Origin of the sequence: Lujinxingia vulgaris, from assembly GCF_007997015.1 — a bacterium.
Classification (GTDB): domain Bacteria; phylum Myxococcota_A; class Bradymonadia; order Bradymonadales; family Bradymonadaceae; genus Lujinxingia; species Lujinxingia vulgaris.
The window spans coordinates 388482-414181 of the sequence record NZ_VOSM01000004.1 but is presented as its reverse complement, the minus strand read 5'-3'; the positions used below and the strand labels follow the sequence as shown (position 1 = coordinate 414181).

The window sequence follows — 25700 nt, the reverse complement described above, 5'->3', positions numbered from 1 at the left end:
GCGGTGATTCCGCCAGAACAACGTCGATGATGGGAGCGAGACGATGGCCACGATCGTGGTGGGTGATGTCCACGGGTGTCTCCGTGAGCTCAAGCAGGTGCTGGCGCGGGCCGACTTTGAGCCGGGGCGCGACCGCGTCGTCTTTGTGGGCGATCTGGTCAACGGGGGGCCGGACTCGCTGGGGGTGATGCGTTTTGTGCGGGGCCTGGGCGACGGGGCCGAGGTGGTGCTGGGGAACCACGATCTGCATATGCTGGCGGTGGGGCTGGGAGGGCATAAGCCCCGCGATAAAGACACCTTTGAGGATGTGCTGAGCGCGCCGGATGCCGATGAGCTTCTGGAGTGGCTTCGCCATCGGCCGATGATCGTGCGCCGCGGTGAGAACCTGGTGGTGCACGCCGGGCTGTGGCCGAGCTGGACGGCGTCTCAGGCCGAGGCGGTGGCCCGGGAGGTGGAGGGGGCGCTTCGCGCGGACGACTACCGGCGCGTCTTTGAGGCGATGTACGGCAATGAGCCTCGCCAGTGGCATGAAGATCTTGAGGGGGAGGCGCGCCTGCGCGTGGCGATCAACATTATGACGCGCATGCGGGTGCTGGAGGGTGATGGCTCGCTGGAGTTCGACTATAAGTCAACCTATGAAGCGATTGAGGCGCCGCGGCATGCCTGGTTTGATGCCGAGCCCGCGCGCTGGGCCATCGATGGGGCCCAGCCGGGCGGGGTGCGCGTGATCTGCGGGCATTGGTCGGCGCTGGGTTATATGAAGACTCCCAGGCTGCTCGCGCTTGATACAGGCTGTGTGTGGGGTCGCGCGCTCAGCGCGGTGCGTCTGGAGGATGGGCACCTTTTTCAGGTCAATCGCGGCGGGCTGGACCTTTGATGTTGCAGGCGCGTTACCATTAACGTGGGTTTGACGCCTCCATGGCTCACCACCAGAATGCCGTGCCCTCGCGGGGTGTCTATGACGCCGTGAGCTGCCCTTGCCCATGACTGTTCCCGAGCTTTGAGACATCGCTATGAGTTCCCCGAATCGGCGTGAGTGGAAGCGACGCCCGCTGAGCTCGAAGAGTTTTGCGCTGACCCAGCCCAACTTTTTTCTCAACGTGGCCGAGCTCTTTTTGCAGTTTCGGGTCGTGGAGAGCAACGTCGGCGAGGGGGAGGAGCACTGGCTGCGCCACCGCACCTTTGAGAGCGTGGATGGGTTATTGAGGGAGATCGCCGCGGAGCGTGTGCCCGACGTGATTCTTGTGCGCACCGATGACGTGGAGCTTGCTGCCGATGGGGTGCAGCGGCTGCGCGTGGCGCTGAGCGGACTTCCCACGCGGATCTGGCTGTATGGTGCGAGTCACGAGGTGTTGGAGGAGCACTTCTGGCGCCCGGTCTATGAGGCCGGCGCCGACGATGTCTTCTCCTGGCGGCCCCATGGGGCCACCGAGCGTTTAAAGCTGCGCTTGCGTGCGCTCGCAAAAAGGCTGGGGGTGCGCACCGAGATCGATCATGCGCTGGAGCTTGTGCGTAAAACCATCGATGTGCTGCCGCATGCGGTCTTTATTCGCGACGCCAGCGCGCAGCTGGTGTTCTGCAACCGCTATGTGTGTGAGTTTATCGGGCGTCCGGAGCGCGAGTTGATTGGCACGGGGGTGACCGAGGTGGTGATCGGGCCGGGGGATCATCATTATCAGCAGCAGGGCTTTGAGCAGGTGTTCAAGAGCGGGCGACCGCTGGCGCGTGAGGAGGAGTGGGTGCGCGCCGATGGGGCCTCGCGCTGGTTTCAGGTCACCCGGCTGCGGATTCAGGGGACCGATGGGCGGCGTTATGTGGTGGGGCTGGCTACCGACGTGACCGACGTGCGCAGTCTGGCGGAGCAGATCAGCGAGCGCGATCAGGTGCTGGCGCAGATCAATGAGCATATGCCGGCGATTCTCTTTCAACTTGAGGAAGATGTGGAGGGTAACTTTCGTCTGCCCTACCTCAACGTCGGGATGTTGCCGGGATTTCAGGCGCTGCGGGAGCCGGGTGTGCGGGGAGAGGATGCGTTGGGCCGGATCGTCCCCGAGGACCTGGCGAAAGTTCAGGACGGTGAGGTGGCCCAGCCGGGCGATGTATGGCGGGGGCAGTTTCGGATGATCGATGATGAGGGGAGGGTGCGCTGGATGTCGGGTCACGCCACGGCGGCCGAGCGCGTAGAAGGGCGGATTCGCTGGTTTGGGGTGATCTCGGACATGACCGAGCGTCAGCTGATGGAAGAGCGACTGGCGATGGCCGACCGCCTGGCTTCACTGGGGACGCTCTCCAGCGGGTTGGCCCATGAGATCAACAATCCGCTCACGGTCATTACGAGCAACCTCGATGTGCTGCTTCGTCCGGTCGGGAAAATGGCCGATGCGGAGGTGGTGCAGGAGATGCTGGGCGCGGCGCGGGAGGGCGCGCAGCGTATCGGCTCGATCGTCGAGAGGTTGCGCGGGGTGGCGTCTTCGGGGGAGGGGGAGCCCGGCGCCGTGGATCTTCGGGCGATGGTAGAGACTGCGGTGCGCGTGGTGCGCCAGGACTTCCCGGTGGAGGTGCGGGTGCGACATCTGACCGATGAGGCGATCTGGGTCACCGGGGCGGCAGGTGGGCTTGTGCAGTCGCTGGTCAACGTGCTCATCAACAGCGCGAAGGCGGTCGAGGGCCTGCCTTCGGAGCGATGGGTGATCGATGTGGAGGTCGGTTTTGAGGCCGAAGCTGCCCGGGCGCATGTCGAGGTGCAGGACCGCGGCCAGGGCATGAGTGAAGATGTCTGCAGGCGCGCGATGGACCCCTTTTTCACGACACGGGAGGTCGGCGAGGGCAGCGGACTTGGGCTTTACTCCAGCCACGCCATTGTGGAGGCGATGGGCGGGGCGTTAACGCTTGAGAGCGAAGAAGGGGCGGGGACCCGGGTGCGAATGGTCTTTCCGGCGAACCTGGTGAGTCAGGCTGAGCAGGCTGCGCCTGCGACCACGCGGCGGCCTTCGGTGCTGGTGATCGACGATGAGCTGGCGATCGTGGAGGTGGTGGCGCGCCTGCTCAAACAGGATTTTAATGTGTTCCTGGCCACCAGCGCCGAGGAGGCGCTGGAGCGGTTGCTCGACGGGGAGCGTTACGATGCGATCATCAGCGATTTGATGATGCCGCAGATGAGCGGGATGGAGCTCTTTGCCGAGATCGCGCGCCGTTATCCGGAGCAGGCCGAGCGGATGGGGTTTATCAGCGGCGGCATTTACACCGATGAGGCGCAGCGTTTTGTGGATGAGCGCCCCGATCGTCTGCTACTCAAGCCTTTCGGTCCGCGGGAGCTGCGCGAGCTGGTGCATCGGGTGGCAGGACTCAAAGAGGCGACGCGCTGAGAGGATTTCGGGTTGGGCTCAGGTGCTCAGCGCGAAGCTGCGGGCGATGATCTGAGCGGTAAACCCGGCGCGCAGGTAGTAGGCGCGGGGTTGGATGAGCTCAAGATCGCCGCTGGGGCCCAGCCCCCAGACGCGGCTGGAGGCGCGGGCGCCTTTGGGGCGGATCTGCAAGACCCGGCCATCGCGGGCGGTGATGGCGTGGGCGTAGCCCTGGCGAATCGTGCGCATATGCCCCTCCCAGTCGGCTTGAAGCAGGGCTTCTTCGGCCGGTGTGGGTTGCCAGAGCAGAGGTTGACCTACGAGGCGCTCGCCAGGGCTCATCGACGTCTCACTGAGCACGGGGATAAAGAGCACGCGGGCGAGTTTCTGGCGCACGTGGCTTGTCTCCCAGCGGATCTCGTCGGGGTGGGCGAGCTCCACGCAGGTCACAAAGGTGGACTCGCGAGGTTTGCCGGTGGCGTCGACAGGGAGGGTTTTGAGCTCGATGCCCAACTCGGCGAAGTCGGGGGCCTGAGCGGTAGAGGCGTCGGCGCCCAGGGCGTCTTCGAGAAGTCGGCCCACCCAGCCCTTATCGCGGCGCAGGTTGGCGGGGACCGACACGCTGAGCTCACCGGCCAGCTCGGCCAGGGTGAGACCGGCCAGGCCGCGGGCGCGGGAGAGGAGTTCTGTGGGGGTGGTGGGCGTACGTCTCATGTGGCGAGCCTACTGCCGGAGGGCGGGCGTGGGCAAGCATCGCGCCGCGGTGTGTGTCAGCCCCGATGGGCGCGAGGTGCCTCGTCGAGCATGGCTTCCTGAATGCGGATCTTATGCTCCAGGCTCGAGAAGAAGGCGTTGAGAAAATAGAGTTTGACGAAGAGCAGCGCGCCCGGGGCCAGCGGGTGCAGCCGCGGGGTGTAGCGCCCCACCCAGCGAAGTTGGCTTCCCTGCAGGCTTTCCAGCACGCTGACGGTGGCGCCTCCCTTTAAGGGATGGGAGCCCAGCGCGCTGTAGCTCAAGCTCTGTCCCTCGACCACCTCGCCTATCACATAGCGCTGGTGGGTGTGCAGGGGGCCGAGTTTGTAGGTGGCTTCCAGGGTGGCGCCGGGCCGCAGCGTGATGGGGGAGACCTCGTCGAGGTCGACAGGCCAGATGCGGCTGTGGGCGGGGTCTTCGAAGGCTTCGACCAGAAGCTCCCAGAGGATCTCCGGGCTGAGGCGGGTGTCGATGCTGCGGTCGAAGGAGAGCATGGGGAACTCCGTTTACAGAGATGGCGAATAATCTGCGCGAAAACGAGTCTCGTCGCTATTCACCGGAGCGCTTCGGGGGTTAGACTTGCCCGAAGGCAATGCCTGAAACGCGAATGAAGAAGCCGACATCAGGTCTCGGAGAGCAGACTCGAGCGTAGGCATCGGTTGAGACGGCTTCTCAGAGGCTCGCGGGCCGAAGATAGTCACGCGATTGGCGTTGTCTCGGAAGTTGCCCGGGGGGTGAAGGATTGAGAGGTTGACAGGATGTTTAGCGTTAAGCTTTAAGGAGGCTCGCGGGGGGTCACCGCAGCAGTAAGAGGGGCAGACGTGGGACATAAGGAAGCAGACGCATACGCCAGGGGACGGGGGCGACTTGAGGCGTTGCGGCGCTACGAAATTCTCGACACCGAGGCCGAAGAGGCCTTCGATCGGCTGGTCCGGCTGGCGGCGCAGATCTGCGGGGCGCCGTCATCGACCATCACTCTGGTGGACGAGGAGCGGCAGTGGTTTAAAGCGCGACTGCGCGTCGATCTGGCGGAAACCGGGCTCGACGAGTCCTTCTGTAAGTTCGCGATCTGCGGCACTGAGGTGATGGAGGTGCCCGATGCGCGTAGCGATGAGCGCTTTGCCGATTATCCCAATGTGGTTGGTGAGCCGAAGATTCGTTTTTATGCCGGCGCGCCGCTGGTGACCCCGGAGGGGCATCGGCTGGGAACCATCTGCGTGTTTGATACGGAGTCTCGCGCGGAGCTCTCCGCCAAGCAGCGCCGCGCGCTCAGCGATCTTGCCGGGGTGGTGGTTGATGAGCTGGAGCTTCGCCGCGCGCGCCGCGAGCTCATGGAGAAGGTCGACCGGGAGCAGGGGCTTAAGGAGGCGTTGCTGGAGCGCCAGGAACGTCTCGATCTGGCGCTGGAGGCATCAAATCTGGGGCTGTGGGAGTGGGTACCCGGCGGCGAAACCCTGTGGATCAACGAACGGGGCGCCGAACAGCTCGGGGTGGTGCCCGGTGAGCTGAGCGTGGCGGCGTTTATCGGGCGTTTTGTGGAGAGCTCGCGCGGGGAGCTCGACCGCATCTTCGGGGCACTTCTCGAAGATCAGCGCTGCGCCCGGCTGGGGATCTTGCAGGTGGATCGCGGCGATGAGGCCAGCTGCGATCTTCGCTGGGTGGTGGTCTATGCGGCGCGGGGTTCGGAGTCGAGTCGCGATCACGTCATCGGTACGCTTCAGGATATTACCGAGGCCCGCAACGGCCAGCTGGAGATGGAGAAGCTGGAGAGGCTGGCGGCGGTGGGCACGATGGCCGCCGGGGTGGGCCATGAGATCAACAACCCGCTGGCCTACATCCTGGCCAGCATGGAGTTTGTGCAGGGGATGCTCGGGCCGTTGTGCGAGAGCGGGGCCGCGCAGGTGAGTCTTGCGCGGACGGATGTGGCCGAGGCGCTCTCGGCAATAAACGACGCCCATGAAGGGGCGCTGCGCATGCGCGATATCGTGCGGGAGCTTCGGATTCTGGCGCGGGATCCCAAACGGGACCAGCCGGCGGAGCCGGTTGCCATCGATGAGAGTCTCAACCTGGCGTTGCGTATGGCCCGCATTCACCTTCGGGGCATGGGGCGCATGGAGCTTGAGCGAGCGAGCAGCCGGCAGGTGCTGGCGACGCGCTCGGGCTTGACGCAGGTGTTGCTCAACCTTTTGCTCAACGCGGTCCATGCCGTCACGCAAAAGGACGATGAGCAACGGGGGCGAGTGGTGGTGCGCACCCTGGATCGCGAGGACCAGGTGATCATCGAGATCGAGGATAACGGGGTGGGCATCGCCCGGGAAAACCTCCCGCGGGTCTTTGATCCTTTCTTTACCACCAAGGGGCCCGACGAGGGGACGGGGCTGGGGCTGTCGACGTCAGTGAGGCTGGTGGAGCAGTTCGGCGGGCGCCTGGAGCTGAGCAGCGAAGAGGGGGAGGGGACGCTGGTGCGCTTGACGTTGCCGGCGGTTGCGCTGGCTTCGACTTCCGGTGCTAACAAGGCGTCTTCGGAGACCGCGCTTCACCGGGTTCTCGTGGTCGACGATGAGGTGCGTCTGGGCAAGATGTTCGTGAGGCTGCTGCGGGATCAGGCCGAGGTGGTCAGTGTGGAAGGGGTGGAGAAGGCATGGGAGGCGCTTGATTCAGGCGACTTCGACGTGATCTTCTGCGATCTGCATCTTCCCCTGGTCAGCGGGGCGACCTTTTATCGGGAGCTCTCTCGGGAGCGCCCGGAGCTGGCGCGGCGCGTGGTCTTTATGACCGGCGGGCTCTACAGCGATGAGGCCCGAGAGCTTGTGGCCTCCAGCGATAACGTGGTGCTCTATAAGCCTTTCGATCTGGCGGCGCTGCGTAAGGCGCTTGCCTCGGCGCTGGCGCGCGCGAAGGACTGAGCGCTGGCGCGCGTAAATCGCGGAAAAGGGCGGGGAGGGCGGCGCGCCTTCAGGCCAGAAGCGTGGGCATGGCGCGCGCCATGCGATGATGCGGGCCGACGCCTTCGATCTCAAAGAGGGGGGAGACGATCGTAAAGCCGTGGCGCTCATAAAAAGGCACGGCGCGCTGGCGCGCGTTGCACCAGACCAGCGTGAGGGTCGGGTCGGCCAGCGCCTGGCGGGTCAGGGCGTGCTCCAGGAGTCGGCCGCCGACGCCCTGGCCCTGCAGCTCGGGGGCGACGGCCATGCCGCGAAGCTGCCAGGCGGGCTGCGAGTCTCCGGGCATGGGGTTTTGAAAAAGCGAGAGCACACCGACGACCTCATCGCCGGCCCAGGCGGCGAAGTGGTGGGTGTGAGGGAGGTCATCGCCCTCAAAATGTGCGAGCTGGCCTGCGGGAAAGTGCGCTCGGAGTACCCGGGTGCGCAGAGGCAGGATGGTCGCGGTGGGGGCGGCGTCCAGGCGCAATGTCTCGGGGGCAGAGGCCACGCGATGCTCGACGCTGGTGGGGACCTTAGTAGTTTCCGAAAAACTCGGTCAGAGAGCAGTCCAGGGCGCGCGCCAGCTTAAAGAGGCTGGAGACCGAGGCGCTCGATTCGGCGCGCTCGATCTGCGAGAGCAGGCTGACTGAGAGCCCGGTGCGGCGCGACATCTGCTTGAGGGTCAGGCTGCGATCTTTTCGGGCCGCGCGGATGTTCTGACCGATGGTCACAAGAAGCTGCTCCTCCGGATCGATGAGCAGGCCCTTGTCGCGCAGGATGTTTTCCAGCGTCTGGTTGAACTCGTCCACATCAAAGGGTTTTTTGATGTAGTCGCTCACGTTGTACTTCATCGACGTGACGGCGGTGTCGACCGAGGGGTAGCCGGTGAAGATGATGATAGCGATGTCGCTGTCGAACTTGCGGATCTCCTCGAGTACCTCCATGCCGTTGAGCTCGGGCATCATGATGTCGAGCACGACGACGTGGAACTGCTCCTCGCGCAGAAGCTCCAGCGCGCGGGAGGGGCTGGTCTCGGTCTCGACGTGGTAGCCGCTCTGGCTGAGCAAGAGGTGCATGTATTCGCAGATGTCTTTATCATCGTCGATGATAAGAATCTTGATGGTGCGCAAGACGCCCTCCTTGGGTCCAGGGGCGGGTCCTCGGCGAAGCGAGGCAGATTCATACGGGGTTGACGAGGTGATGCAATGGGCGTGAGGGCAGGGGACGGCTTTGCGCCGGGGCCATTGCGCGCCGAGATGGCAGCGCTTTCGGCGGGCTGCCAGACCAGCGCACGAAGTCTAGAGGGGATGCGGGTAATATGTCAATTGAGCGCGTCGCCGCGCGGTGGAAGCGTGTCCTGGAGCGTGTTATAGCCCCGGGGGCAGGCAGGTGTTGGAATGCGCGAAAATCCGTGGAGCAACGATGCGCTACTGGCTGGTCAAGAGTGAACCGGATGTCTTCTCACTCGACGACTTAAAAAGTCTGAAAAAAAGTCCCTGGGACGGCGTGCGCAACTACCAGGCGCGCAACTTTATGCGCGATGAGATGGGCGTGGGCGATGCGGTGTTATTTTACCACTCCCGGGAGCGTCCGCCGGCGGTGGTGGGGCTGGCCGAGGTGGTCAGTGAGCCTTATCCGGACCCGACGCAGTTTGATCCGGGCAGCCCTTATTTTGATCCCAAAGCCACCGAGAGCAAGCCGCGCTGGTGGCTGGTGGATCTGGGCTATGTACGCCATTTCGCCCGCAAGGTGAGCCTGGAGCAGATCAAGGCCACCGAGGCGCTCCAGGAGATGATGTTGGTCAAGCGCGCTCGCCTCTCGGTGATGCCGGTGGAGCAGGCGCATGCCGAGTTGATTTTGACGATGGCCGGGGAGGCCCCATGAATCCGATCGCGATCAGTGAGCGTCTGGTAGAAGAGCTTAAGGGTGTAGAGTTTGAGCCGCCGATTAGCCACGCCTACCAGCCGCTGGAGTATGCCTGGGAGTCGCATAAGCTCTATCTGGAGCGTTACGGGCAGAAACGCCCCCGGCCGGTGATGCTGGTGGGCATGAACCCGGGGCCCTGGGGGATGGCGCAGAACGGGGTGCCCTTTGGCACCATTGAGATGGTGCGGGACTGGATGGGGGTGGAGGCGCCGGTGGGACAGCCGGCCGATGTGCATCCGAAGCGGCCGGTCGACGGGTTTGAGTGTCCGCGGAGCGAGGTCAGCGGCTCCAGGCTCTGGGGCTGGGCGCAGGAGCAGTTCGGCACGGCGGAGCGCTTCTTTGAGGCCTTCTTTGTGCATAATTATTGCCCGCTGTTGATCCTCGACGAAGACGGAAAAAACCGCACCCCGCCTCAACTTCGTAAGGGTGAGAAGGCCCAGGTGTTGCCGCCCTGTGATCGGGCGTTGCGCGATCTTGTGGCGTATTTTGAGCCGCAGTGGGTCATCGGTGTGGGGGCGTTTGCGGAGAAGAGCGTTCAGCGCGCGCTCAAGAAGAGTGACTTCAAAGGCACGATCGGGCGAGTGTTGCATCCGAGCCCGGCCAGCCCGGCGGCAAATCGGGGATGGGCGGCCCAGGCGCAGGCGCAGCTTGAAGAATTGGGGGTACCCCTGGCAGTCCGCTGAGGCGGTGAGTTGCAGGCGCGCATAGAGTGAGACTGACGTGGCAAACGCAATCGAGGCGAAGATGGTGGCGAAGAAGACCCGGGGTGTAGGACGCGCGATGAGGGCGTGGTGGGGCGTAGGGCTTGCGGTGGTGGCGGTCGGGTGCGGTCAGGCCGGGGAGCCGGTGGAAGTGGATGAGCGCACCGCTGCTCTGGGGGAGTCGACGCCGGCGTATTATTGGAGTGGCCAGGGCAGTGAGGCGATGCCCGACTACGCCGAGCGGGTGCTGGGGCATGTGTGGAACCTGGCGCGTCGCGATCCGGGGGCGGCCGGTGTGATGGGGCCTCTGCCGGCGCTTCCGGCGGTGATCGACCCCTACTTTGTGGAGATGGCGCGCTGGCAGGGGGCGCATGTGCTGGAGAGCTCCTGCGCGTGTGATGTGGAGGACGAGGACCAGCGCGGGCGCAGCTGCTGCGAGCTCGGGATGGTCGACGGCGAGCTGAGCTGTGTTGGCGAGGTGGTGGCCTGCGATGCGGCGGAGGGGACGACCGCGCAGGAGGAGCGCTGGAGCTATTTCGGGCTGGCCGGCGGGGTGCCTGCGGCTGAAGTTTCGGTGGTCTCGGAGAGTGCCGAGCCCACGCCGGCGGCCGCGCTTGAGACGGTTGCGCTGGGGGCGCTCAGCGTCGATCCGGGCATCCTCTCGGAGCAGCATCAGGTCATGGGCCCGGCGGTGGTGCGTCGTGGTGAGCAAAATTATGTGGGCTGGGTGGGCGGGATGTCGGCTCGAGCGCTGCCTGTGATCGCCGATGGCGTGCATCTGATCTTCGGGCAGAACGCCGACTCCCCCTTTGGCACCACGCCCGAGGGTCAGGTGAGCTTCTCGATGCTTTATACTGAGCCGAACGCACCGCCTGCTGAGGCCTCGGTGGTCTTTGAGGACGGGTGTGAGGCGATGACGCTTCCGAGCGCGGCGGACTGGGCCGAGCGCTCCGAGGAGAACCCCTTTGCCGGCGGTCAGGCGCGGCTGGATGTGGAGCTTGAGCCGGGGTGCCATCGCTACGTATTTGCGGCGATTGACGGGTTCGGGGTGGGGCATACCTACCCGAGCTACGGGTCGCTGGGCGCCGAGATCGGTGAGGATGGGCAGGTGCTCGCCAACTCCGAGGCCTGCCCGGTGTGGAGCGCGGAGCGGCCCTCGATGGCGTGTCTTCAGCCGGCGCAGAGCTGCAGTGAGGGCGATGAGCGGGTGTGTTATTCGGGGCGCGAGGCGACCCGGGAGGGCGCGGCGTGTCAGGCCGGTGTGGAGCGTTGCACCGGCGGCTGGTGGAGCGGGGAGTGCGACGGGGAGTCGACCCCGGACGCCACCGAGCGCTGTACCGATCTCAGCGGTGAGCCTGGCGATGAGGGTGATGGAAGCGGAGGAGACGCAGGCGGAGCGCCGGACGACGACGAGGGATGCGGATGCTCCAGCGCCGGCGCCGGCGGCAACTTCAGCGCGCTGCTGATGCTCGGGTTCGCTGCGCTCGTGATGCGTGTGCGGCGGCGTCTTGCCTCCGCGTCGTAAGACGGGCGCGTTTTGCGCGATGTAAGAAGTCGAAGGTCGGCGGTCGGTGGTCGGGTGGTGAGACGATTTACCGCGCCCGGGCGCAGGATTCGCGCCCAAAATGGGGTTGACCTTCAGTAGAGAGTGGTCATCATAGGCACGATGTCGGCGCATGGCGGCGTCGCCCTACCATCATCATGGCTGTATAAGGAGTACACTTATGGCGTTCATTATCGCCGAACCTTGCGTCGGCTACTGCGACACCTCGTGTGTGGAGGTTTGCCCGGTGGATTGCATCCACGGGCCGATGCCGGTCGAAGAGATCCAGGAGTTGAAGGCCGCGGGTGAGGAAGCCCAGCTGGCCAAGATCCAGCTCTACATCGATCCGGATATCTGCATTGATTGCGGCGCCTGTGAGCCGGAGTGCCCGGTCGAGGCGATCTTTGAAGAAGACGAGCTTCCCTCGAAGTGGGCAGACTTCGCGGAGAAGAACGCCGAGTTCTTCCAGGGCTGAGCCCTGCACGTGATATGTGAGAGCCCGCCGCCTTGCTCCTGGCCACGATGCGTGTCCAGGGTGGGGCGACGGGTTTTTTTGTCGGGAGCGCTCGGATCGATGCGGGGTGCTCTTTTGGATGCTGACGAGCGATTTTATGAAAGCGTCGTGCGCCGGGATGGGGCAACGCTTCGGGAGCTGAGCTGATGTCGAAGATTCATATTGTTGATGAGGTCGCCTACGACCGCGACAAAGTCTACGAGACCTTCCGCGACCATATGGTGGAGCTTGTGCCCTACCTGCCGGATATTCAGAAGATCGAGGTGCGCGATCGTCAGGAGATCGACGCCAGCACGCTCAAGGTGGTTAACTTCTGGAAGGCCAACGCCGATGAGGTGCCTAAGCTGGCCCAGAAGTTTATCAAGCCGGAGATGCTGGAGTGGACCGACTACGCCACCTGGCACATGGACAGCTTCAAGGTGGACTGGGTCATGGAGGTCGGCTTCTTAAGTGAGGCGGTCACCTGCAAGGGGACCACCAGCTATGTGCAGAAGGGCGAGGGCCGCACCGAGGTTGTGATCGACGGTGAGCTGACCGTCGATGCGAAAAAGATCCCCGGGGTGCCGCGGCTGGGGGCCGGCGCGATCGGGAGCGCGGTAGAGAGCTTTGTGGTTCGGCTGATCACGCCGAACCTCACCCAGGCAAACCGCGGACTGGAGCGTTATCTGGCCGACCAGTAAGCCGGGCGATCCTGGCGAGGTTTGAGAAGACGCCAGCGAGAGCGGGGCGGCCAAAGAGGGCCGCCCCGCTTTTTTTATGGGGGCGACCGGGGGCTCCGGAGCGCGTGCGTTGCCAATGCCGATTGTGCGGAGGTCAGGGCCGATGTTTGCCAGGGAGTCGAAAGGAGGAGCGGAGGCGGCGCTGGGAGGGGAGCGGCTGGAGGCGGGGAGGTTGGCCCGGGTGGTCGAGCAGCTGCTGGAGGCCGAGCAGCTCGACGACGCCGCGTTGCTCGGCATCTTTGAGGCGTTGGCGGGCCGTCAGCCGGCCTTCGGGCTCTTGACCGGGTTGTGGGGGCCGGCGTTGTACCGGCGTCATCGGGCGCTGTATCGGGGCTTTATTCTGCGGCGTTTTCGCAGCGCGGGCTACGATCCGGGGCGCGGAGCCTGGCGAGTGGCACCCTGGTCGGGGCCTTACCGTGAGGCGCTGGAGCGCTGGCTGCAGCTGGCCGAGAGCCTGGAAGACGCCGAGGTGTTTCGGCGTCTGTACCGCTGGCGGCTGACCGAAGGGCAGCCGGCCGGCCCGCAGGCCGTGGCGCGCTGGCGCGACGACCTCTGCGCGAACTTTGAGCAGGCCCGAGGGGGCAGCGCCGCTCGCCAGCGCGTGCTGGAGCGCTACGACCAGCCCTTTGAGCTGCGCGAGCCTCAAGCGCTGACGCTCTACCGCTGCGATGCGGAGGCGGCGCGGGACTACATCGCGATGAAGCTCTCGCGGGTGCCGGTCTACCGTCGGCATATCTGGGAGGAGCTGCGCGGGGCCGCCCGCCGCCGTGGGGACTGGCCCTTTGCCCGGGAGCTCTACCGGCTGCAGGTGCCTCCGGGACAGTGGCGTCGCGATGCGGAAGCGATTGCCGAACATGTGCGGGACCCGGCGGAGCTCATCAGCTGGCTGGAGGAGCATCATCCCCGGGGCAGTTTTGAGGAGAAGGGGGAGGTGATGCTGGGGCTATTGCGCAGGCGTCGGGGCCAGGTGCTGCCCTATGTGCGACGGCATCTGGGCGAGATGTTTGAGGCCCCGGGAGGGGGGGCGCTGATGCGCGAGTTTCTCGATGAGGTGGCCACCCACCAGTGGTGGGGGGTGTGGGCCAGGGTGCTCAAGGAGTGGGCGCCGCAGCGCTTTTTTGAGCGAGAGGTCATGGGGTTGCTCAACGGGGTTGAGCTGCCGGATCGCGAGCGCCGACGCCGTCTCTGGCTCCTGGGTCGGGTGGGCGATGAGGCTCAGGTGACGCGGCTGAGTGATGTGAGCGCGGTCGCGCTTTACGCGCGTTATCCGCAGCTTGTGCGCGGGGTTTTTGCGCCCCGGGTGATGCCCTCGGCGGTGCAGGGCTACCCGCGCCTGCTGGCCCGTGCGCTGGAGGCCGAGGACGAGGAGCTCATCGACCAGATGGCCCGCAGGCTGATCATGGAGGTGCCGCGCTTCGGGGTGGCGGAGGTGGCCGAGGTGATGGCGAAGCTGACGCACTACTACCGCGCGCTGCTCTCGGAGCCGCGGCGCTTCGGGGCGCGGGTGGTGCCGATGCTCACCGGGCTGAGCTCGGAGCGGCGCTGGCGCGCCGGGCTGCTGCTCCAGCGCAACCCGCTGGCGCGGCACCTGCTGGTGGAGGCGCTGCCGGCGTATCTGCTCAATGAGGCGTGGGTGGGGGCGCTGTTGCGGGCGCCGGCCTGGTTTGTGCGGCGGGTGGGCTGCGAGGCGTTATGTCTGGGCGATGAGGCGCTGGCGGCGCGACGCGCCCGCCAGTGCGCGCGTCAGGCGATGCCGAGTCTGGGGGCGCGCCACCGCGCCGAGCGGCGCTGGGCGGCACGGGCTGTGGCCCGGGGCGTGGGCGATGAGGTCTGCGCTCGCGATGCCCTGCTGATGGCGCAGGCGGTGCTCGACGGGGAGCTGTCTGCGGGGCAGGGCGACGCGGAGCTTGTGAGGCTGGTCGGGAGGCTCAGCGCGCGTTGGCCGCAGGCGGCGCAGCAGGCAGGCCTGCGGCCAGCGCGCGGGCCTGGGCCGGGTTGATCATATGAATAAACGCCAGCTCCCCTTCGAGCTGGCGTCGCCGCCGGGGGTTGTGGTCGCCGCGGGCGCAGGCCCGGGCGTAATGATGGATGGCCGCGCGCAGCCTGCGGCGGCGCGCCCGGGGCGCGCCCGGGGTCTGATTGACCACCACGCCGGTGACCTGCTGGCGCCGGCCTCGCCGCTGGATGCGCGTCTTGGAGGGGGCAACCTCAAAGCCCTCCTCGCGGATGATCTGGTGGGAGAGGCGCATCAGGGTGGCGATGCGGGTGGGGTCGTCGCCGGAGAAGCTTAAGTCATCGGCGTAGCGGGTGTAGTTGAGCCCCAGGCTGCGGGCCAGGCCGCTCAGGCGGCGGTCGAGGCGGTAGGCGATGGCGTTGGCCAGCACCGGGCTGGTGGGCGCGCCCTGGGGCAGCGTGCGCGAGCCGGTGGGCGTGTAGAGGCGCTCGCCATGCACGAGCACCGTCTGGCGGGGGGCTTCGGTGCATAAGAGCGCCAGCGTTGATGCCACCTCCCAGCCGTAGCCCATCGCCATAAGAAAGCCGCGCACCCGGCCCACATGCAGCGCGCCGAAGAAGTTATGAAGGTCGAGCGTAAGGAGAAATTCTCGCCGCAGATGAGGTCGGGCGTTGGTGGCGATGGAGCGCCCGGGCACAAAGGCGTGGGCGGCGCGGTGGACGGGAAGTCGGCTGAGCGCCTGGTCGAGAAGATCGCGCTGAATGGCCTTCAGACGGGGTTTGGGTGCGAGGATCGGGCGCTCCTCACCGCTGCGTTTGGGGATGGTGAAGCTGACGTAGTGGAAGTGCGGGTCGGCCAGGCGATGGCAGGCAAAGTGGTAGAGGGCGGAGGTGGTCAGCCCCAGCGCTCTGGCGAGGTCGTCGTCGCATCTCCACACCGGAAGCCCCAGCCTGCGCAGGCGCCCGCTGCGGGTGCGCCTGCGAAGCTCATCATGCCGGGCGCTGCGCATGGAGGTGGTGAAGCGGCGGTTGAATCCGGGGGAGGGGGGCTCGCGCTCCTTGCAGATCGAGATCTCCCCGGGATGCTCAGGGGAGGGGGCCGGTTGCATCCAGTCGCGCAGACGTTGCCAGAGGTTCATGGTCGCTCCACTTCCCGGGCGAAACAGGGCGGGTGAGCCACCAGCGAGGCGACCTGCGACGCTCTGGTCCCGCTTCTTCCACAGTGTGGGAGAACCGGCGAGGAGATCGGAAGATGGTGCCGCCGCGGCGAATCGCACGCGGCATGTTCGGCTCGCGCGCGGTGGCTCACCCTGAAGCCAAAGATGCGCACGGGGCCACCGGCACCAACTTCGCGCGCTTTAGCTGGAGGTGTGTTTCGCCAGAAGGGGACGGTAGCCGGCGAAGACGTCGGGGTAGCGCAGCTCAAGCTGCAGCTCCTCGATGAGGCGGCGGTTGCTCACCCGCGCGCTGTTGGTCCAGCGGGCCACGATGTCGGGGTTTTGCACCCGGCGGGCGTAGTCTTCGATGCTGACCTCCTCGGGCATGGGCAGGCCGGTGTGCTCGCAGACAAAGCTCACCAGGTCGCGCACCGCGGTGGGTTGACCGTCGCTGACGTTGTAGGCGCGCGAGCCGGCCGGGGCACGAAGGGCCGTGGCGAGTGCGGCCTGCGCGAGATCTTCGACGTGGATGCGGTTGGTGATCTTTTTGCCCCCGTCAACCAGGGGGTAGCGCCCGCTCTCAAGGCGCCCGAGGATCGTGCGCCCGGGCCCGTAAATGCCCACGACGCGCAGGGTGTAACCCTCAATGCCCTCGGTGCTGAGGGTGGCGAGCTCGGAGTCTCTGCGCATCTTCCCCTGGGGGCTTGTCGGGCGGAGCTCGGCGTTTTCGTCAATCCACTGCGCGCTGTGGTCGCCGTAGACGGAGGTGGAGGAGAGGTAGACAAAGCGCGGGCAGCCCTGCGCTTTTGCGACCTCGAGCGTGGCGAGCAGAGGGATGAGGTGCTCGGCCGAGGTATCTTCGTCCCCGGGCGCGTAAGTTTTGGGAAGGGGCGGCACCGAGTAGATGAGCGCGGTGTGGGCGTCGAGGTGCGCGGCCAGGGCGCTGGCGTCGGCGTTGGCCTGCCATTCAAAGACGTGCGCACCCATCTTTTGCAGCGCCTGGCGACGCTCGGCATTGGAGGTGGTGGCGACCACGTTTAAGCCGGCCTCGGTGGCCTGTCGGGCGATCTCAAGGCCGGTGTAGCCGGCGCCAACAATCAGAACATTTGAGAGGGTCATAGCTCCTCGACATTTTTTTGAAGGGAAGGGCAAAAAAAGTGTTGTCAGGTCAACAACCCCGTGTTACTCAGAATGCCCGACGCGGGCGTATAACTCAGCGGGAGAGTGCTTCCCTCACACGGAAGAAGTCCCTGGTTCGAATCCAGGTACGCCCATTTAAGAAAGTACAGCATCGTTCGCAACAGGAAGGCCCCACATTCGTGGGGCTTTTTTGCGTTTGGGGGCTTTTCCGGGCGGTGATACCGGGGTGGAGAGCCGAGGTTTTTTCATCTCAGACCCCGGGTTCACCCGAACCACAGGGAACACGTCTTCTCAATACCCCTAAACGGGGCGTTTTTTAGTAGGTGATACGCGCAGTTGCACGGATCGGTTGGCGTATCGCGCTTCGGGTGTTATCTTTTGTAAAGCGGTATCCCCCTGACCCGGAGCGAGACGATGAGTACGAGAGATGACCTGAGAGCACGTGAAGATCGGGCAAAGGAGGCGTTGCGTCGGGAGCTGCAGCGCCTCAGCGAGCGGGTGGGGGCGCAGGGGGCGATCTTTTCGGAGGTGCGACTGGCCGGAGCGCGCATGTGCTGGGCGCGTCCGCTGAGCTGGGGAGCGTGGGGAGGGGCCTGGCTGGAGGATGGAAAGGGAGTCGATGAGGAGCTCGTCGATGAGATTCGCCGTCCGAATGATGAGAGTTTTCGGCGTTTTCGCACCGCGGATGATGCGGAGGGAGGGGGCGGAGATGTGGCGCGGACGTTGATCTTCAATGAAGATCGCCTGGTGGGGTGGGTGGGTTTTATGAAGAGCCGAGGGACGTTTACGCCCTCGGAGCTCGATGGGCTCTCTCAGGAGATCGAGACGCTGGGTGATGTGGCGCGCAGCTTCGGGCGAGCGAGCGATGCGGTGATGGCGGCGTGCGCGGGGTTGAGCCTTGTGTTTGCGTCGAAGGAGAGCGTGGCCTACCGCACCGAGCTGCAGGGGGGCTGCTTCACCACCGACGACCTGGTGCGCTTCGGGGAGCTTTGTTTCGACGCGAGGGAGCAGCCGGCGATGATCAAGGGCTGGCTCTTGCGGGTGCAGGAGGTGGAGGGGGATGCCGGGGCCGGGCGTCTTGTACACGTGGAGATCGCGCCCCGGGCGGAGCGCTCGCCGGATTTTGCGCTCACCGAGATGCAGCGGCGCGTGGCGGAGTATGCGCGCTCGGGGGCGACGGTCAGCGAGATTGCGCGCACGATGGGGCGCAGCCCGCATACGATCAAGACGCACCTGAAGAGCGTGTATGAGCGCCTCGGCGTGGCCAGCCGTCTGGAGTTGGCCGCGCGTCTGGGCGGCGGGGAGCTCGTCTGAGCGCGGAGAGGGGGGGCTCGCGACGCCTGTAAAAACGACTTGGCCTGGCGCGAAGTGGCCTTATTCTGGGCGCGCTCCCCGGCGGCGTTGCGCCGCGTGCGGGGGCGTTTGAATGAGACCCGTTTACGGGGCATACGCGACGCGCGTCGGGAGAAGTTATGCATCAAGGGATGGTCAAGAGGTTGGCTCAGGGCGCGCTTATGACGGGCCTTTGCCTGGGGGCATCCTGCGCCTCCGGGGGTAACGCAAACGCCCCGGCTCCGGCTGAGAATTCGCCGGTAGAGCAGGTGCAACCCGAGGAGGGGCGCGTGGTGGAGGTGCTGGAAGAGGAGGTCCGTTTTGAGGCCGCGAACACCACGGTGTTTGGCACGCTGACGCGGCCGCGCTTTGCCGATGATGCCGCACAGGCGGTGCCGGCGGTGGTGCTGGTGGCGGGCAGCGGGCCGACCGACCGCAACTGGGAGAGTCCGCTTTTGCCTGGCGAGAACGGCTCGGCGCGTCTTCTGGCCCGGGCGCTCGGGGAGCAGGGGATCGCGGTGCTGCGCTACGACAAGCGCGCCACCGGCCAGACGGCGTTTCCGGGCGATCTGCGCTGGGAGGATTATCTGGCGGAGATCGCCGGGGCGCTCGGGGTCTTGAGCGCCCATGAGGCCATCGATGCGGGGCGTCTTTTTGTGGCCGGGCATAGCGAGGGGGGCGCGCACGCGCTGCGCGCGCTGCAGGAGGAGGCCATCGCCCCGGCCGGGGTGATGCTGCTGGCGGCGGCCGGCCGCCCGCTCTCCGAGGTGATTGTGGGGCAGGTGGAGGCGCAGCTTCAGGGTGCAAATATCGAGGCGTCGCGGGTGCAGGCTGAGGTGGCCAACCTGCGCCGGGCGCTGGCCTCGATCGCCGACGGGCAGAAGGTGCGGGCCTCGCGTGTGAGTTTGTATCCGGGGGTGGTGCAGCTGGTGGAGGCGCTGCAGGCCGAGGATAGCCTGCAATTTAGCGCGGCGATCCTGGACTGGTCGCCGACCCAGGCTATTGCCGGGGTGAAGGTGCCGCTCTTGATCCTCAACGGTGAAAAAGATCTGCAGGTCGATCCGGAGCTCGATGCTCGGGCGCTGGCCGGGGCCGCTCGGAGCGCGGGGGTCGACGCCGAGCTTGTCATCGCCCCGGACGCCGACCACGTGCTCAAGCATCAGCCGGTGGCGCGCGAGGAGCTCAACGCGCAGCACGGGCTGCTCTACAATCAGGCCGGGCGCACGCTCGATCCGCAGGTGGTCGAGGCCATCGTCGACTGGGTGCAAGGGCACTGAGGCCGTCACGCCGGCAAAGGTATCGAAGAGCCCGGAGAACGGGCTCGGGGGGCAGGGGGCTTAGAAGTCCAAGACCTGGTGGGGGGGGATGATGCCCATGACCTCGACGAGCTCCACGCGGGTGGAGATGTCCAGGCGGCGGTAGATGTGCTTGAGGTGGGTCTTGATGGTGTGGGGGCTGCGGTCGAGCAGGCGGGCGATCTCGTCGACGGTCGCTCCGCTTGTGGCCAGACGCGCCACCTCGATCTGGGTAGGGGTGAGTACAAGCTCGGGGGCGATGCGCGGGTAGTCGGCCGGGTTGAGCGTGATGAGGTAGGCGCGGGGGTTTCCCAGGGCGTGCATCGGGGTGACCCGGACGCTCATGCCGGCGAAGTAGCGGGGCACATCGCCGGGCTGGAGGGTGAGCTTGTAGAGCTCTTCGCGAAACTCATCATGGAACCAGCTCTGGGCCGAGGGGCTGGCGTGGAGCACGTCGCCGTCTGGGCTCATCAGGATGTAGATGGTCGAGCGGGTCTCGGCCTCCAGCTCGGCGCTGTGAGCGCGGATGAGCATATCTTCGAGCGTGGCGACCAGGGGGTTGACGTGGTGAATGGCCGTGGGCGCGAAGGTGCCGCGGCCGGTCAGGCGCCACAGCCCGATCCAGCCCACAAAGCGCGCCCCGGAGTAGACCACAAGGCCCAGCCAGTCGGAGGCGCCCAGGCGTTTGGGCCAGTCGCCCATGCTCAGAAGTTCGCCATCGGCGCCGACAAAGTGCAGGTCGCGGCGCTGGCGAGCGGTAATAAACTGGGTGCGCTCCTCGGCGGCCGGCGCGCGGATCACCGACTCGAGCAGCGAGGGCATCGGCTCATCACGCATCTCCATCAGGGGCTCGCGCAGCTTCGGCGCGCCCACGATCAGGCTGGTGCCCAGGTAGAGGTGCCCCTCGACCTCGCGGGCGTCGAAGTAGACGGCAGCGTCGGCGTCGGCCCGGTCTTTGAGCAGGTTAAGCGCATCCAGACGCAGGCGATCAGCGGCGCGATCGGGGTTGATGGGGGTCGATGAGGTGACGGAATCGCGAGACATGGTGCGGGCTCCTGGGCAGCGATGGGGGTCGTGGCGTGCGCGTGTCCGATCCAAATGAGGGGACACCATCACGCTCGGCCCCCGGGCACCGAAACAAAACGTTAACACGTCAACCTAACTGATAATCTACCTGCTGACTGTACCCCAAACGGGCGGTCATCACCAGATTATGCGTCGGCGGGCAACGGGTGTGTTTAGCTTTGGAGCACATCGAGAGGTTGTGTGGGCCGAATGCCCGTGGCGAGCGAGCGTGGAGGAGGCGATGAGCGATCGTGTGGAGGTGCTCTTAATCGAAGATAACCCGGTGCATATGCGCCTGATCGAGAACCTGCTCAAGCGCGGCCTGGAGCTGAACTTTGAGGTGCGCATCGCCGAGCGGGTCGACCAGGGGCTGGCGCTCTACGAGGAGAAGCCGGCCGATGTGATCCTGCTCGACTTGATGCTGCCGGACAGCGAAGGGTTCGAGACCTTTTTGCGAGTTAAGGGGCAGGTTGAGCCCACGCCGATCGTCATCCTGACGGGCCTTGATGACATGCAGCTCGCGGTGCGTGCGGTGGAGTCGGGGGCGCAGGATTATCTGGTCAAAAGTCAGCTCAATGGCGAGCTCTTAAGCCGTTCGGTGCGCTACGCCCTGGAGCGGGCGCGGGCGCGGGCCGGGGAGTGGAAGTCGCCGATGCTGCGCCTGGCGCACCAGCAGTTCTTAAAAGCCGCTCAGCTGATGAATCTCGACGATAACCTGCGCCAGAGGTTGCTTTTTCCTCAGCGTTCTCAGGTGGTTACGCTTCCTTTTCGTCGCGATGATTACGGGCAGGTGGAGACGGTGTTCGGCTACCGGGTGCAGCATGTGCTGACCATGGGGCCGACCAAGGGTGGGGTGCGCTACCACCACGACGTCAACCTGGGGGAGGTGACCGCGCTGGCGATGTGGATGACCTGGAAGTGCGCGCTGATGCACCTGCCCTTTGGCGGGGCCAAGGGCGGGGTCAGGGTGCGACCGGATACGCTCTCGCGGCAGGAGCTGCAGCGGCTCACCAGGCGCTACACCTCGGAGATCATCGATATGATCGGGCCCGATAAAGACATCCCGGCGCCGGACCTGGGGACCAACGAGCAGACGATGGCCTGGATGATGGACACCTACTCCGAGCAGTCCGGCCACGCGGTGCCCACGGTGGTCACGGGCAAACCGGTGGTGTTGGGCGGCTCGCGCGGGCGAAAGGAGGCCACCGGTCGCGGGGTGGTCTATGTGGTCGAGGAGGCGGCCCGCGATCGGGGCTGGCGCCTCGATGAGAAGACGGCGGTGGTGCAGGGCTACGGAAACGTGGGCAGCCACGCTGCGCGTTACCTCGATGAGCTGGGCGTGCGGGTGGTTGGGGTCAGCGACCATACCGGAGGGGTGTTTGATTCGACCGGCGTCGACCTGGAGAAGCTCGATGCGCATGTGGCCGAGGTGGGCACGCTTGAGGGCTACGGGCAGGGCGACCGCCTCACTAACGCCGAGTTGCTGGAGCTCAAATGCGATGTGCTGGTGCCGGCGGCAGTGGAGAATCAGATCACGGCGTCGAACGCCGGGCGCCTGCAATGCGAGCTTGTGGCCGAGGGGGCCAACGGACCTACCAGCACCGAGGCGGACGATATCCTGACCGAGCGGGGCATCACCGTGCTCCCCGACCTTCTGGCCAACGCCGGCGGGGTGACCGTCTCGTACTTTGAGTGGGTGCAGGGCATTCAGAATACGATGTGGACGATGGCTGAGGTCAATGAGCGGCTGCGTCGACTTCTGCAGGAGGCGTACCGCCGGGTGGTGGCGCAGTCGGAGGAGCTGAAAGTCGATCTTCGTACCGCCGCACTCATTGCGGGTGTGGATCGGGTGGCGCGGGCCAAGCTGATGCGGGGGCTCTTTCCGTGAGTTGGATGCTTGAGACGATGGCGGGTGAGCAGGGAAAGGCCACAACCCGCTCAAGGTGGCGGCGGCCGGGACGCTGGCTGATGGTGCTGGTGGGCCTGGTCGGTGTGCTGGCCAGCGCGGCCGGGTGGTGGTGGCTGACGCTCAAAGAGCGCGAGCATGTGCAGAGTCAGTTTCATCGCGACGCGCAGCTCTACGCCGACAGCGTGGAGCGCCGGCTGATCGACAAACGCCAGATCCTTCAGGGGGTGATCGCGTTTCATCAGGGCTCCTACAGTGTGGAGCGACAAGAGTACGACGCGTTTATGAACACCTTTTTGAAGGGGCGCCAGCAGGTGGCGCTGATGGCCTGGGCGCCGGAGGTCACCCGGGAGGCGCGCGCCGGCCACGAGGCGCAGGGCACCGGTGAGCTGGGGCGGCCCTACGAGATCCTGGAGCAGACGGGCGATACAAAAGTGCGCGTCGCCGGCGATCGTTCGCTCTACTCGCCGATGTTTTATGCCTGGCCCACTGAGACGCCGATGCCCCTGGGGATCGACTGGCTGGCGGTGCCGCGGGCAGCCGGGGCGATGCAGAAGGCCCGTTCACAAAACGTGGTCGTGATGGCCGGTCCGCTGGACCTTGTGGGGGCGGCCCCCGGATCGATCCTCTACGGGCTTTTCGCGCCGGTGTTTAGCGTGCCCGAAGATGATCCGGGCAGCTTTGAGGGGTTTGTGGTCGCAGTGCTGCACGTTCAGGAGTCGATCGCTGAGGCGATGCAGGTGCGTCCGCCGATCGACATTGAGTTTGAGCTCATTGACGAGGGCGCCCATGGCGAACCTCGACCGGTCTACGCCTGGTCGGGCGCGACCAAAGAGACTCTGGACGAGCAAAAGCAGGCCGGAGCCGGGGAGGTGATCTGGAGGGGCAGGACGGCCGCCGAGCAGGGGCTTATCTACGACCGCCGCCTCGATCTTCCCGGGCCGCGTTGGGCGCTCGTCGCGCGTCCTACAGAGGCCTATGTCAGCGAGCGCACCGACAGCAGTCCGGAGGTCTTTCTCTTCAGCGGGCTGCTGGTCACGATCTTGAGCGTGCTCTACGTGGGCACGTCGCTGGGGCGCACCGAGCGGGTCGAGCGCCTGGTCGATGAGCGCACCGCCTCACTCCGAGAGCACCGCGAGAAGATGCGCACCATCGCCATTGAGATGGCCCGCGCGCGTCAGGAAGCCGTCGAGGCCACCCGCGCCAAGAGCAGCTTTCTGGCCAATATGAGCCACGAGATCCGCACGCCCATGAACGGCATCATCGGCATGGCCGAGCTGCTCAAAGAGACCCGGCTGAACTCCAAACAGCGCGAGTACCTCACCCTTCTGGACCGCTCCGCGCGCGGACTTCTGGCCTTGCTCAACGACATCCTGGACTTCTCCAAGATCGAGGCCGGGCAGCTGGAGTTGGACCGCCGTGAGTTTCGCCTCACCGACACCGTCGCCGAGACCCTGCAGGTGCTCGCCACGCGCGCTTCTCAAAAAGGGCTGGAGCTTGTGTATTCGGCCAGCCCCGACGTGCCCTTTGCGGTCATCGGCGATCCGGACCGGCTGCGTCAGGTGCTCATCAACCTGGTGGGTAACGCCATCAAGTTCACCGAGACCGGTCAGATTGAGGTGCGCGTCAGCTGTGAGGAAAAACGCGATCATCAGGTCATTGTGCAGATCGCGGTGCGCGACACCGGGGTGGGCATTCCCAAAAAGGAGCAGAAGCGCATCTTTGAGGCCTTTCGGCAGGCCGATGCCTCTTCGCGCCGCGAGCATGAGGGCACGGGCCTGGGCTTGAGCATCTCCACCCAGCTGGTGGAGTTGATGGGCGGTCATATCGAGCTGGAGAGCGAAGAGGGTGTGGGCACCGAGGTGCGTTTTACGCTTCGACTCGAACTCAGCCAGGAGCATCGCGAGGAGGGCGAAGCGAAGCTTTTGGGCAGGCGCGTGCTGGTGGTCGATGACAACCCGGTCAACCGTCGGCTCTTGCGAGTGTTGCTGGCCGACTGGAAGTTGCAGGCCGAGGTCGTTGGTGAAGTCAACGCGGCTCGTGAGCTCATCGCCGAGCGTGATGAGGCCTTCGACGCGTTGATTCTCGATGTGGTGATGCCCCGGGAGTCAGGGCTGGTGCTGGCCAGCGAGGTTCTTGCGGCGAATGGCGATCAGCCGGCGATCATTGTGCTCTCGTCGGCAGGCGCCGTCTCCGGGGAGGCTGCAGAGGAGGAACCTGGCGAGGAGGTCGGCCAGCTCTGCGCCTGGCTCTCCAAGCCGGTCAAACCCACCGATCTTTATGAGGCGCTGGTCAGCTGTGTGGTTGAGGGCAAAAAAGCCAGCGAGATCACCGTGGCTCAGACCGAGGCCCGCGCTGGCGAGGGGCTCTGTGTGCTGCTGGTGGAGGATAGCGAGGTCAACCAGAAGGTCGCCCGCGGTCTGCTCGCCAGGGGCAACCACCGCGTGGAACTCGCCCGCGACGGTCAGGAGGCCATCGACGCCTATGAGCGCGATCCGCAGCGCTATGACTTAATCTTGATGGACATCCAGATGCCGCGGGTCGACGGCTTTGAAGCTACCCGCCGCATTCGCGAGCTGGAAGCCGAGCGGCCCGGGGAGCGCGCGGTGCCCATCGTGGCGCTGACCGCCCACGCCATGAAGGGCGACCGCGAGCGTATGTTGCGCGCAGGCATGGATGATTACCTGGCCAAACCCCTGCAACCCGACGAGCTGATGCGGGTCATCGAGAAGTGGCGCCCGCTGCAGGGAGAACACCCCGAGGCGGCGTCGGGTGAGGAAAAAGAGCGCGAGGAGGTCGGTATGCGTGAGGCAAAACCCGGGCAGCAGGACGATCGGTCGCAGCGTAAAGCTGCGTCGCAAGAGGCACCGGAGCAGAAGGAGCAGGGCGGCTCCGGGCTCTGGGATCCCGAGATCGCGGCCGGCTCCACCGGCGGCGACCCGGACTTGTTGCGGGAGCTGGCGCAGCTCTTTGTGGACGAGTCCTCGGGCTGGTTGCGCGAGCTGCAGGCCGCGCTCGGCCAGCGCAACGCCCGGGAGGTTCGCCGGCTGGCACATACCATCAAAGGCAGCGCCCTGGTCTTCGGCGCTCGCCAGGTCGGTCAACTCGCCGAACAGCTGGAGATGATGGGCAAAGATGACGCGCTGGAGCAGGCGCCGCCCCGTTATGAGCAGCTGGTGGAGGCGACCTCAAAGCTCAACGCCGCGCTCCGATCGGAACTTCTCGAAGGCGCCCACGACGAAGCCTCAGAGACCTCCTCTCACAACGGCGCCGCCTCCCCGCCGGACTCCTTCTCCAACTCCCGCGACGAGGACGAGGATGATGAGGGCGATGATCACCGCAACGTCACACCCTCACCCCCGCGTTAAACGTCGCTGTGGTGGCCCATCACCGGCGGGTTTTGCTATGCTATCGCGCGTAGTCGATAT

Annotated in this window: 20 protein-coding genes and 1 tRNA gene; 14 read left to right on the top strand and 7 right to left on the bottom strand. The window is 65.7% G+C overall.

Annotation, left to right across the window (positions count from 1 at the left end; translation table 11 throughout):
• Nucleotides 1–43 precede the first annotated feature (43 nt).
• The gene (locus FRC98_RS10925) at nt 44–877 is read left to right on the top strand and encodes a symmetrical bis(5'-nucleosyl)-tetraphosphatase (protein WP_146981445.1); all 834 of its coding nucleotides are present in this window, start codon (nt 44–46) and stop codon (nt 875–877) included.
• Nucleotides 878–1013: 136 nt separating this feature from the next.
• Nucleotides 1014–3365, top strand: a complete 2352-nt coding sequence (locus FRC98_RS10920; protein WP_146981444.1) for a PAS domain S-box protein — start codon at nt 1014–1016, stop codon at nt 3363–3365.
• A gap of 18 nt (nt 3366–3383) precedes the next feature.
• Here FRC98_RS10920 and mutH read toward each other — a convergent pair whose 3' ends face one another.
• Both mutH and FRC98_RS10910 read right to left on the bottom strand, forming a co-directional pair.
• The gene (gene mutH / locus FRC98_RS10915; RefSeq protein ID WP_146981443.1) at nt 3384–4058 is read right to left on the bottom strand and encodes a DNA mismatch repair endonuclease MutH; all 675 of its coding nucleotides are present in this window, start codon (nt 4056–4058) and stop codon (nt 3384–3386) included.
• 56 nt (nt 4059–4114) lie between these two features.
• Nucleotides 4115–4591, bottom strand: coding sequence for an SRPBCC family protein (locus FRC98_RS10910; RefSeq protein WP_146981442.1), 477 nt, complete (start codon nt 4589–4591; stop codon nt 4115–4117).
• 327 nt (nt 4592–4918) lie between these two features.
• Between FRC98_RS10910 and FRC98_RS10905 the strand changes: the two genes are divergently transcribed.
• A complete protein-coding gene (locus FRC98_RS10905) occupies nt 4919–7003 on the top strand; it encodes a hybrid sensor histidine kinase/response regulator (protein WP_146981441.1) in 2085 nt (694 codons plus the stop codon).
• 49 nt (nt 7004–7052) lie between these two features.
• Here FRC98_RS10905 and FRC98_RS10900 read toward each other — a convergent pair whose 3' ends face one another.
• Nucleotides 7053–7529 (bottom strand): GNAT family N-acetyltransferase, encoded by a 477-nt coding sequence (locus FRC98_RS10900; RefSeq protein ID WP_146981440.1) that lies wholly within the window; start codon nt 7527–7529, stop codon nt 7053–7055.
• 25 nt (nt 7530–7554) lie between these two features.
• A complete protein-coding gene (locus FRC98_RS10895) occupies nt 7555–8151 on the bottom strand; it encodes a response regulator (protein WP_146981439.1) in 597 nt (198 codons plus the stop codon).
• Between the two features lie 292 nt (nt 8152–8443).
• On the opposite strand from FRC98_RS10895, the gene FRC98_RS10890 reads away from it, so the two are divergent.
• The 6 genes from FRC98_RS10890 to FRC98_RS10865 all read left to right on the top strand — a co-directional run bounded on the left by FRC98_RS10890 (nt 8444) and on the right by FRC98_RS10865 (nt 14423).
• Nucleotides 8444–8905, top strand: coding sequence for an EVE domain-containing protein (locus tag FRC98_RS10890; RefSeq protein ID WP_146981438.1), 462 nt, complete (start codon nt 8444–8446; stop codon nt 8903–8905).
• On the top strand, nt 8902–9630 hold the full coding sequence (locus FRC98_RS10885; protein WP_146981437.1) for a uracil-DNA glycosylase family protein: 729 nt from the start codon (nt 8902–8904) through the stop codon (nt 9628–9630). Before FRC98_RS10890 ends, FRC98_RS10885 begins: the two co-directional genes overlap by 4 nt.
• A gap of 37 nt (nt 9631–9667) precedes the next feature.
• Complete coding sequence (locus FRC98_RS10880; protein ID WP_146981436.1) at nt 9668–11173, top strand: MYXO-CTERM sorting domain-containing protein; 1506 nt, start codon at nt 9668–9670, stop codon at nt 11171–11173.
• Between the two features lie 199 nt (nt 11174–11372).
• Nucleotides 11373–11666 (top strand): 4Fe-4S dicluster domain-containing protein, encoded by a 294-nt coding sequence (locus tag FRC98_RS10875; protein ID WP_146981435.1) that lies wholly within the window; start codon nt 11373–11375, stop codon nt 11664–11666.
• A gap of 185 nt (nt 11667–11851) precedes the next feature.
• Nucleotides 11852–12385 carry a hypothetical protein gene (locus FRC98_RS10870; RefSeq protein ID WP_146973352.1) on the top strand — a complete coding sequence of 178 codons (534 nt, stop codon included), beginning with the start codon at nt 11852–11854 and terminating at the stop codon, nt 12383–12385.
• A 109-nt stretch (nt 12386–12494) separates the two neighbouring features.
• Complete coding sequence (locus tag FRC98_RS10865; RefSeq protein WP_146981434.1) at nt 12495–14423, top strand: hypothetical protein; 1929 nt, start codon at nt 12495–12497, stop codon at nt 14421–14423.
• Here the strand turns inward: FRC98_RS10865 and FRC98_RS10860 are convergent.
• Both FRC98_RS10860 and FRC98_RS10855 read right to left on the bottom strand, forming a co-directional pair.
• Entirely contained in the window at nt 14353–15516 is a 1164-nt protein-coding gene (locus tag FRC98_RS10860; protein ID WP_146981433.1) for a reverse transcriptase family protein, read from the bottom strand. The genes FRC98_RS10865 and FRC98_RS10860 overlap by 71 nt on opposite strands.
• Before the next feature lie 219 nt (nt 15517–15735).
• The gene (locus FRC98_RS10855) at nt 15736–16653 is read right to left on the bottom strand and encodes an NAD-dependent epimerase/dehydratase family protein (protein WP_146981432.1); all 918 of its coding nucleotides are present in this window, start codon (nt 16651–16653) and stop codon (nt 15736–15738) included.
• An 83-nt stretch (nt 16654–16736) separates the two neighbouring features.
• Here FRC98_RS10855 and FRC98_RS10850 point away from each other — a divergent pair.
• The 3 genes from FRC98_RS10850 to FRC98_RS10840 all read left to right on the top strand — a co-directional run bounded on the left by FRC98_RS10850 (nt 16737) and on the right by FRC98_RS10840 (nt 19283).
• A tRNA-Val gene (locus FRC98_RS10850) sits at nt 16737–16808 on the top strand.
• A gap of 280 nt (nt 16809–17088) precedes the next feature.
• Entirely contained in the window at nt 17089–17988 is a 900-nt protein-coding gene (locus FRC98_RS10845) for a helix-turn-helix transcriptional regulator (protein ID WP_146981431.1), read from the top strand.
• 158 nt (nt 17989–18146) lie between these two features.
• Nucleotides 18147–19283 (top strand): alpha/beta hydrolase family protein, encoded by a 1137-nt coding sequence (locus FRC98_RS10840; protein WP_146981430.1) that lies wholly within the window; start codon nt 18147–18149, stop codon nt 19281–19283.
• A 60-nt stretch (nt 19284–19343) separates the two neighbouring features.
• On the opposite strand, the gene FRC98_RS10835 is transcribed toward FRC98_RS10840, so the two are convergent.
• A complete protein-coding gene (locus FRC98_RS10835; protein ID WP_230467507.1) occupies nt 19344–20345 on the bottom strand; it encodes a helix-turn-helix domain-containing protein in 1002 nt (333 codons plus the stop codon).
• Between the two features lie 262 nt (nt 20346–20607).
• Between FRC98_RS10835 and FRC98_RS10830 the strand changes: the two genes are divergently transcribed.
• Both FRC98_RS10830 and FRC98_RS10825 read left to right on the top strand, forming a co-directional pair.
• On the top strand, nt 20608–22254 hold the full coding sequence (locus FRC98_RS10830; protein WP_146981429.1) for a Glu/Leu/Phe/Val dehydrogenase dimerization domain-containing protein: 1647 nt from the start codon (nt 20608–20610) through the stop codon (nt 22252–22254).
• Nucleotides 22255–22259: 5 nt separating this feature from the next.
• Nucleotides 22260–25640: a CHASE domain-containing hybrid sensor histidine kinase/response regulator family protein gene (locus FRC98_RS10825; RefSeq protein WP_146981428.1), complete on the top strand. Its 3381-nt coding sequence runs from the start codon at nt 22260–22262 to the stop codon at nt 25638–25640.
• The last annotated feature ends 60 nt before the right edge of the window (nt 25641–25700 follow it).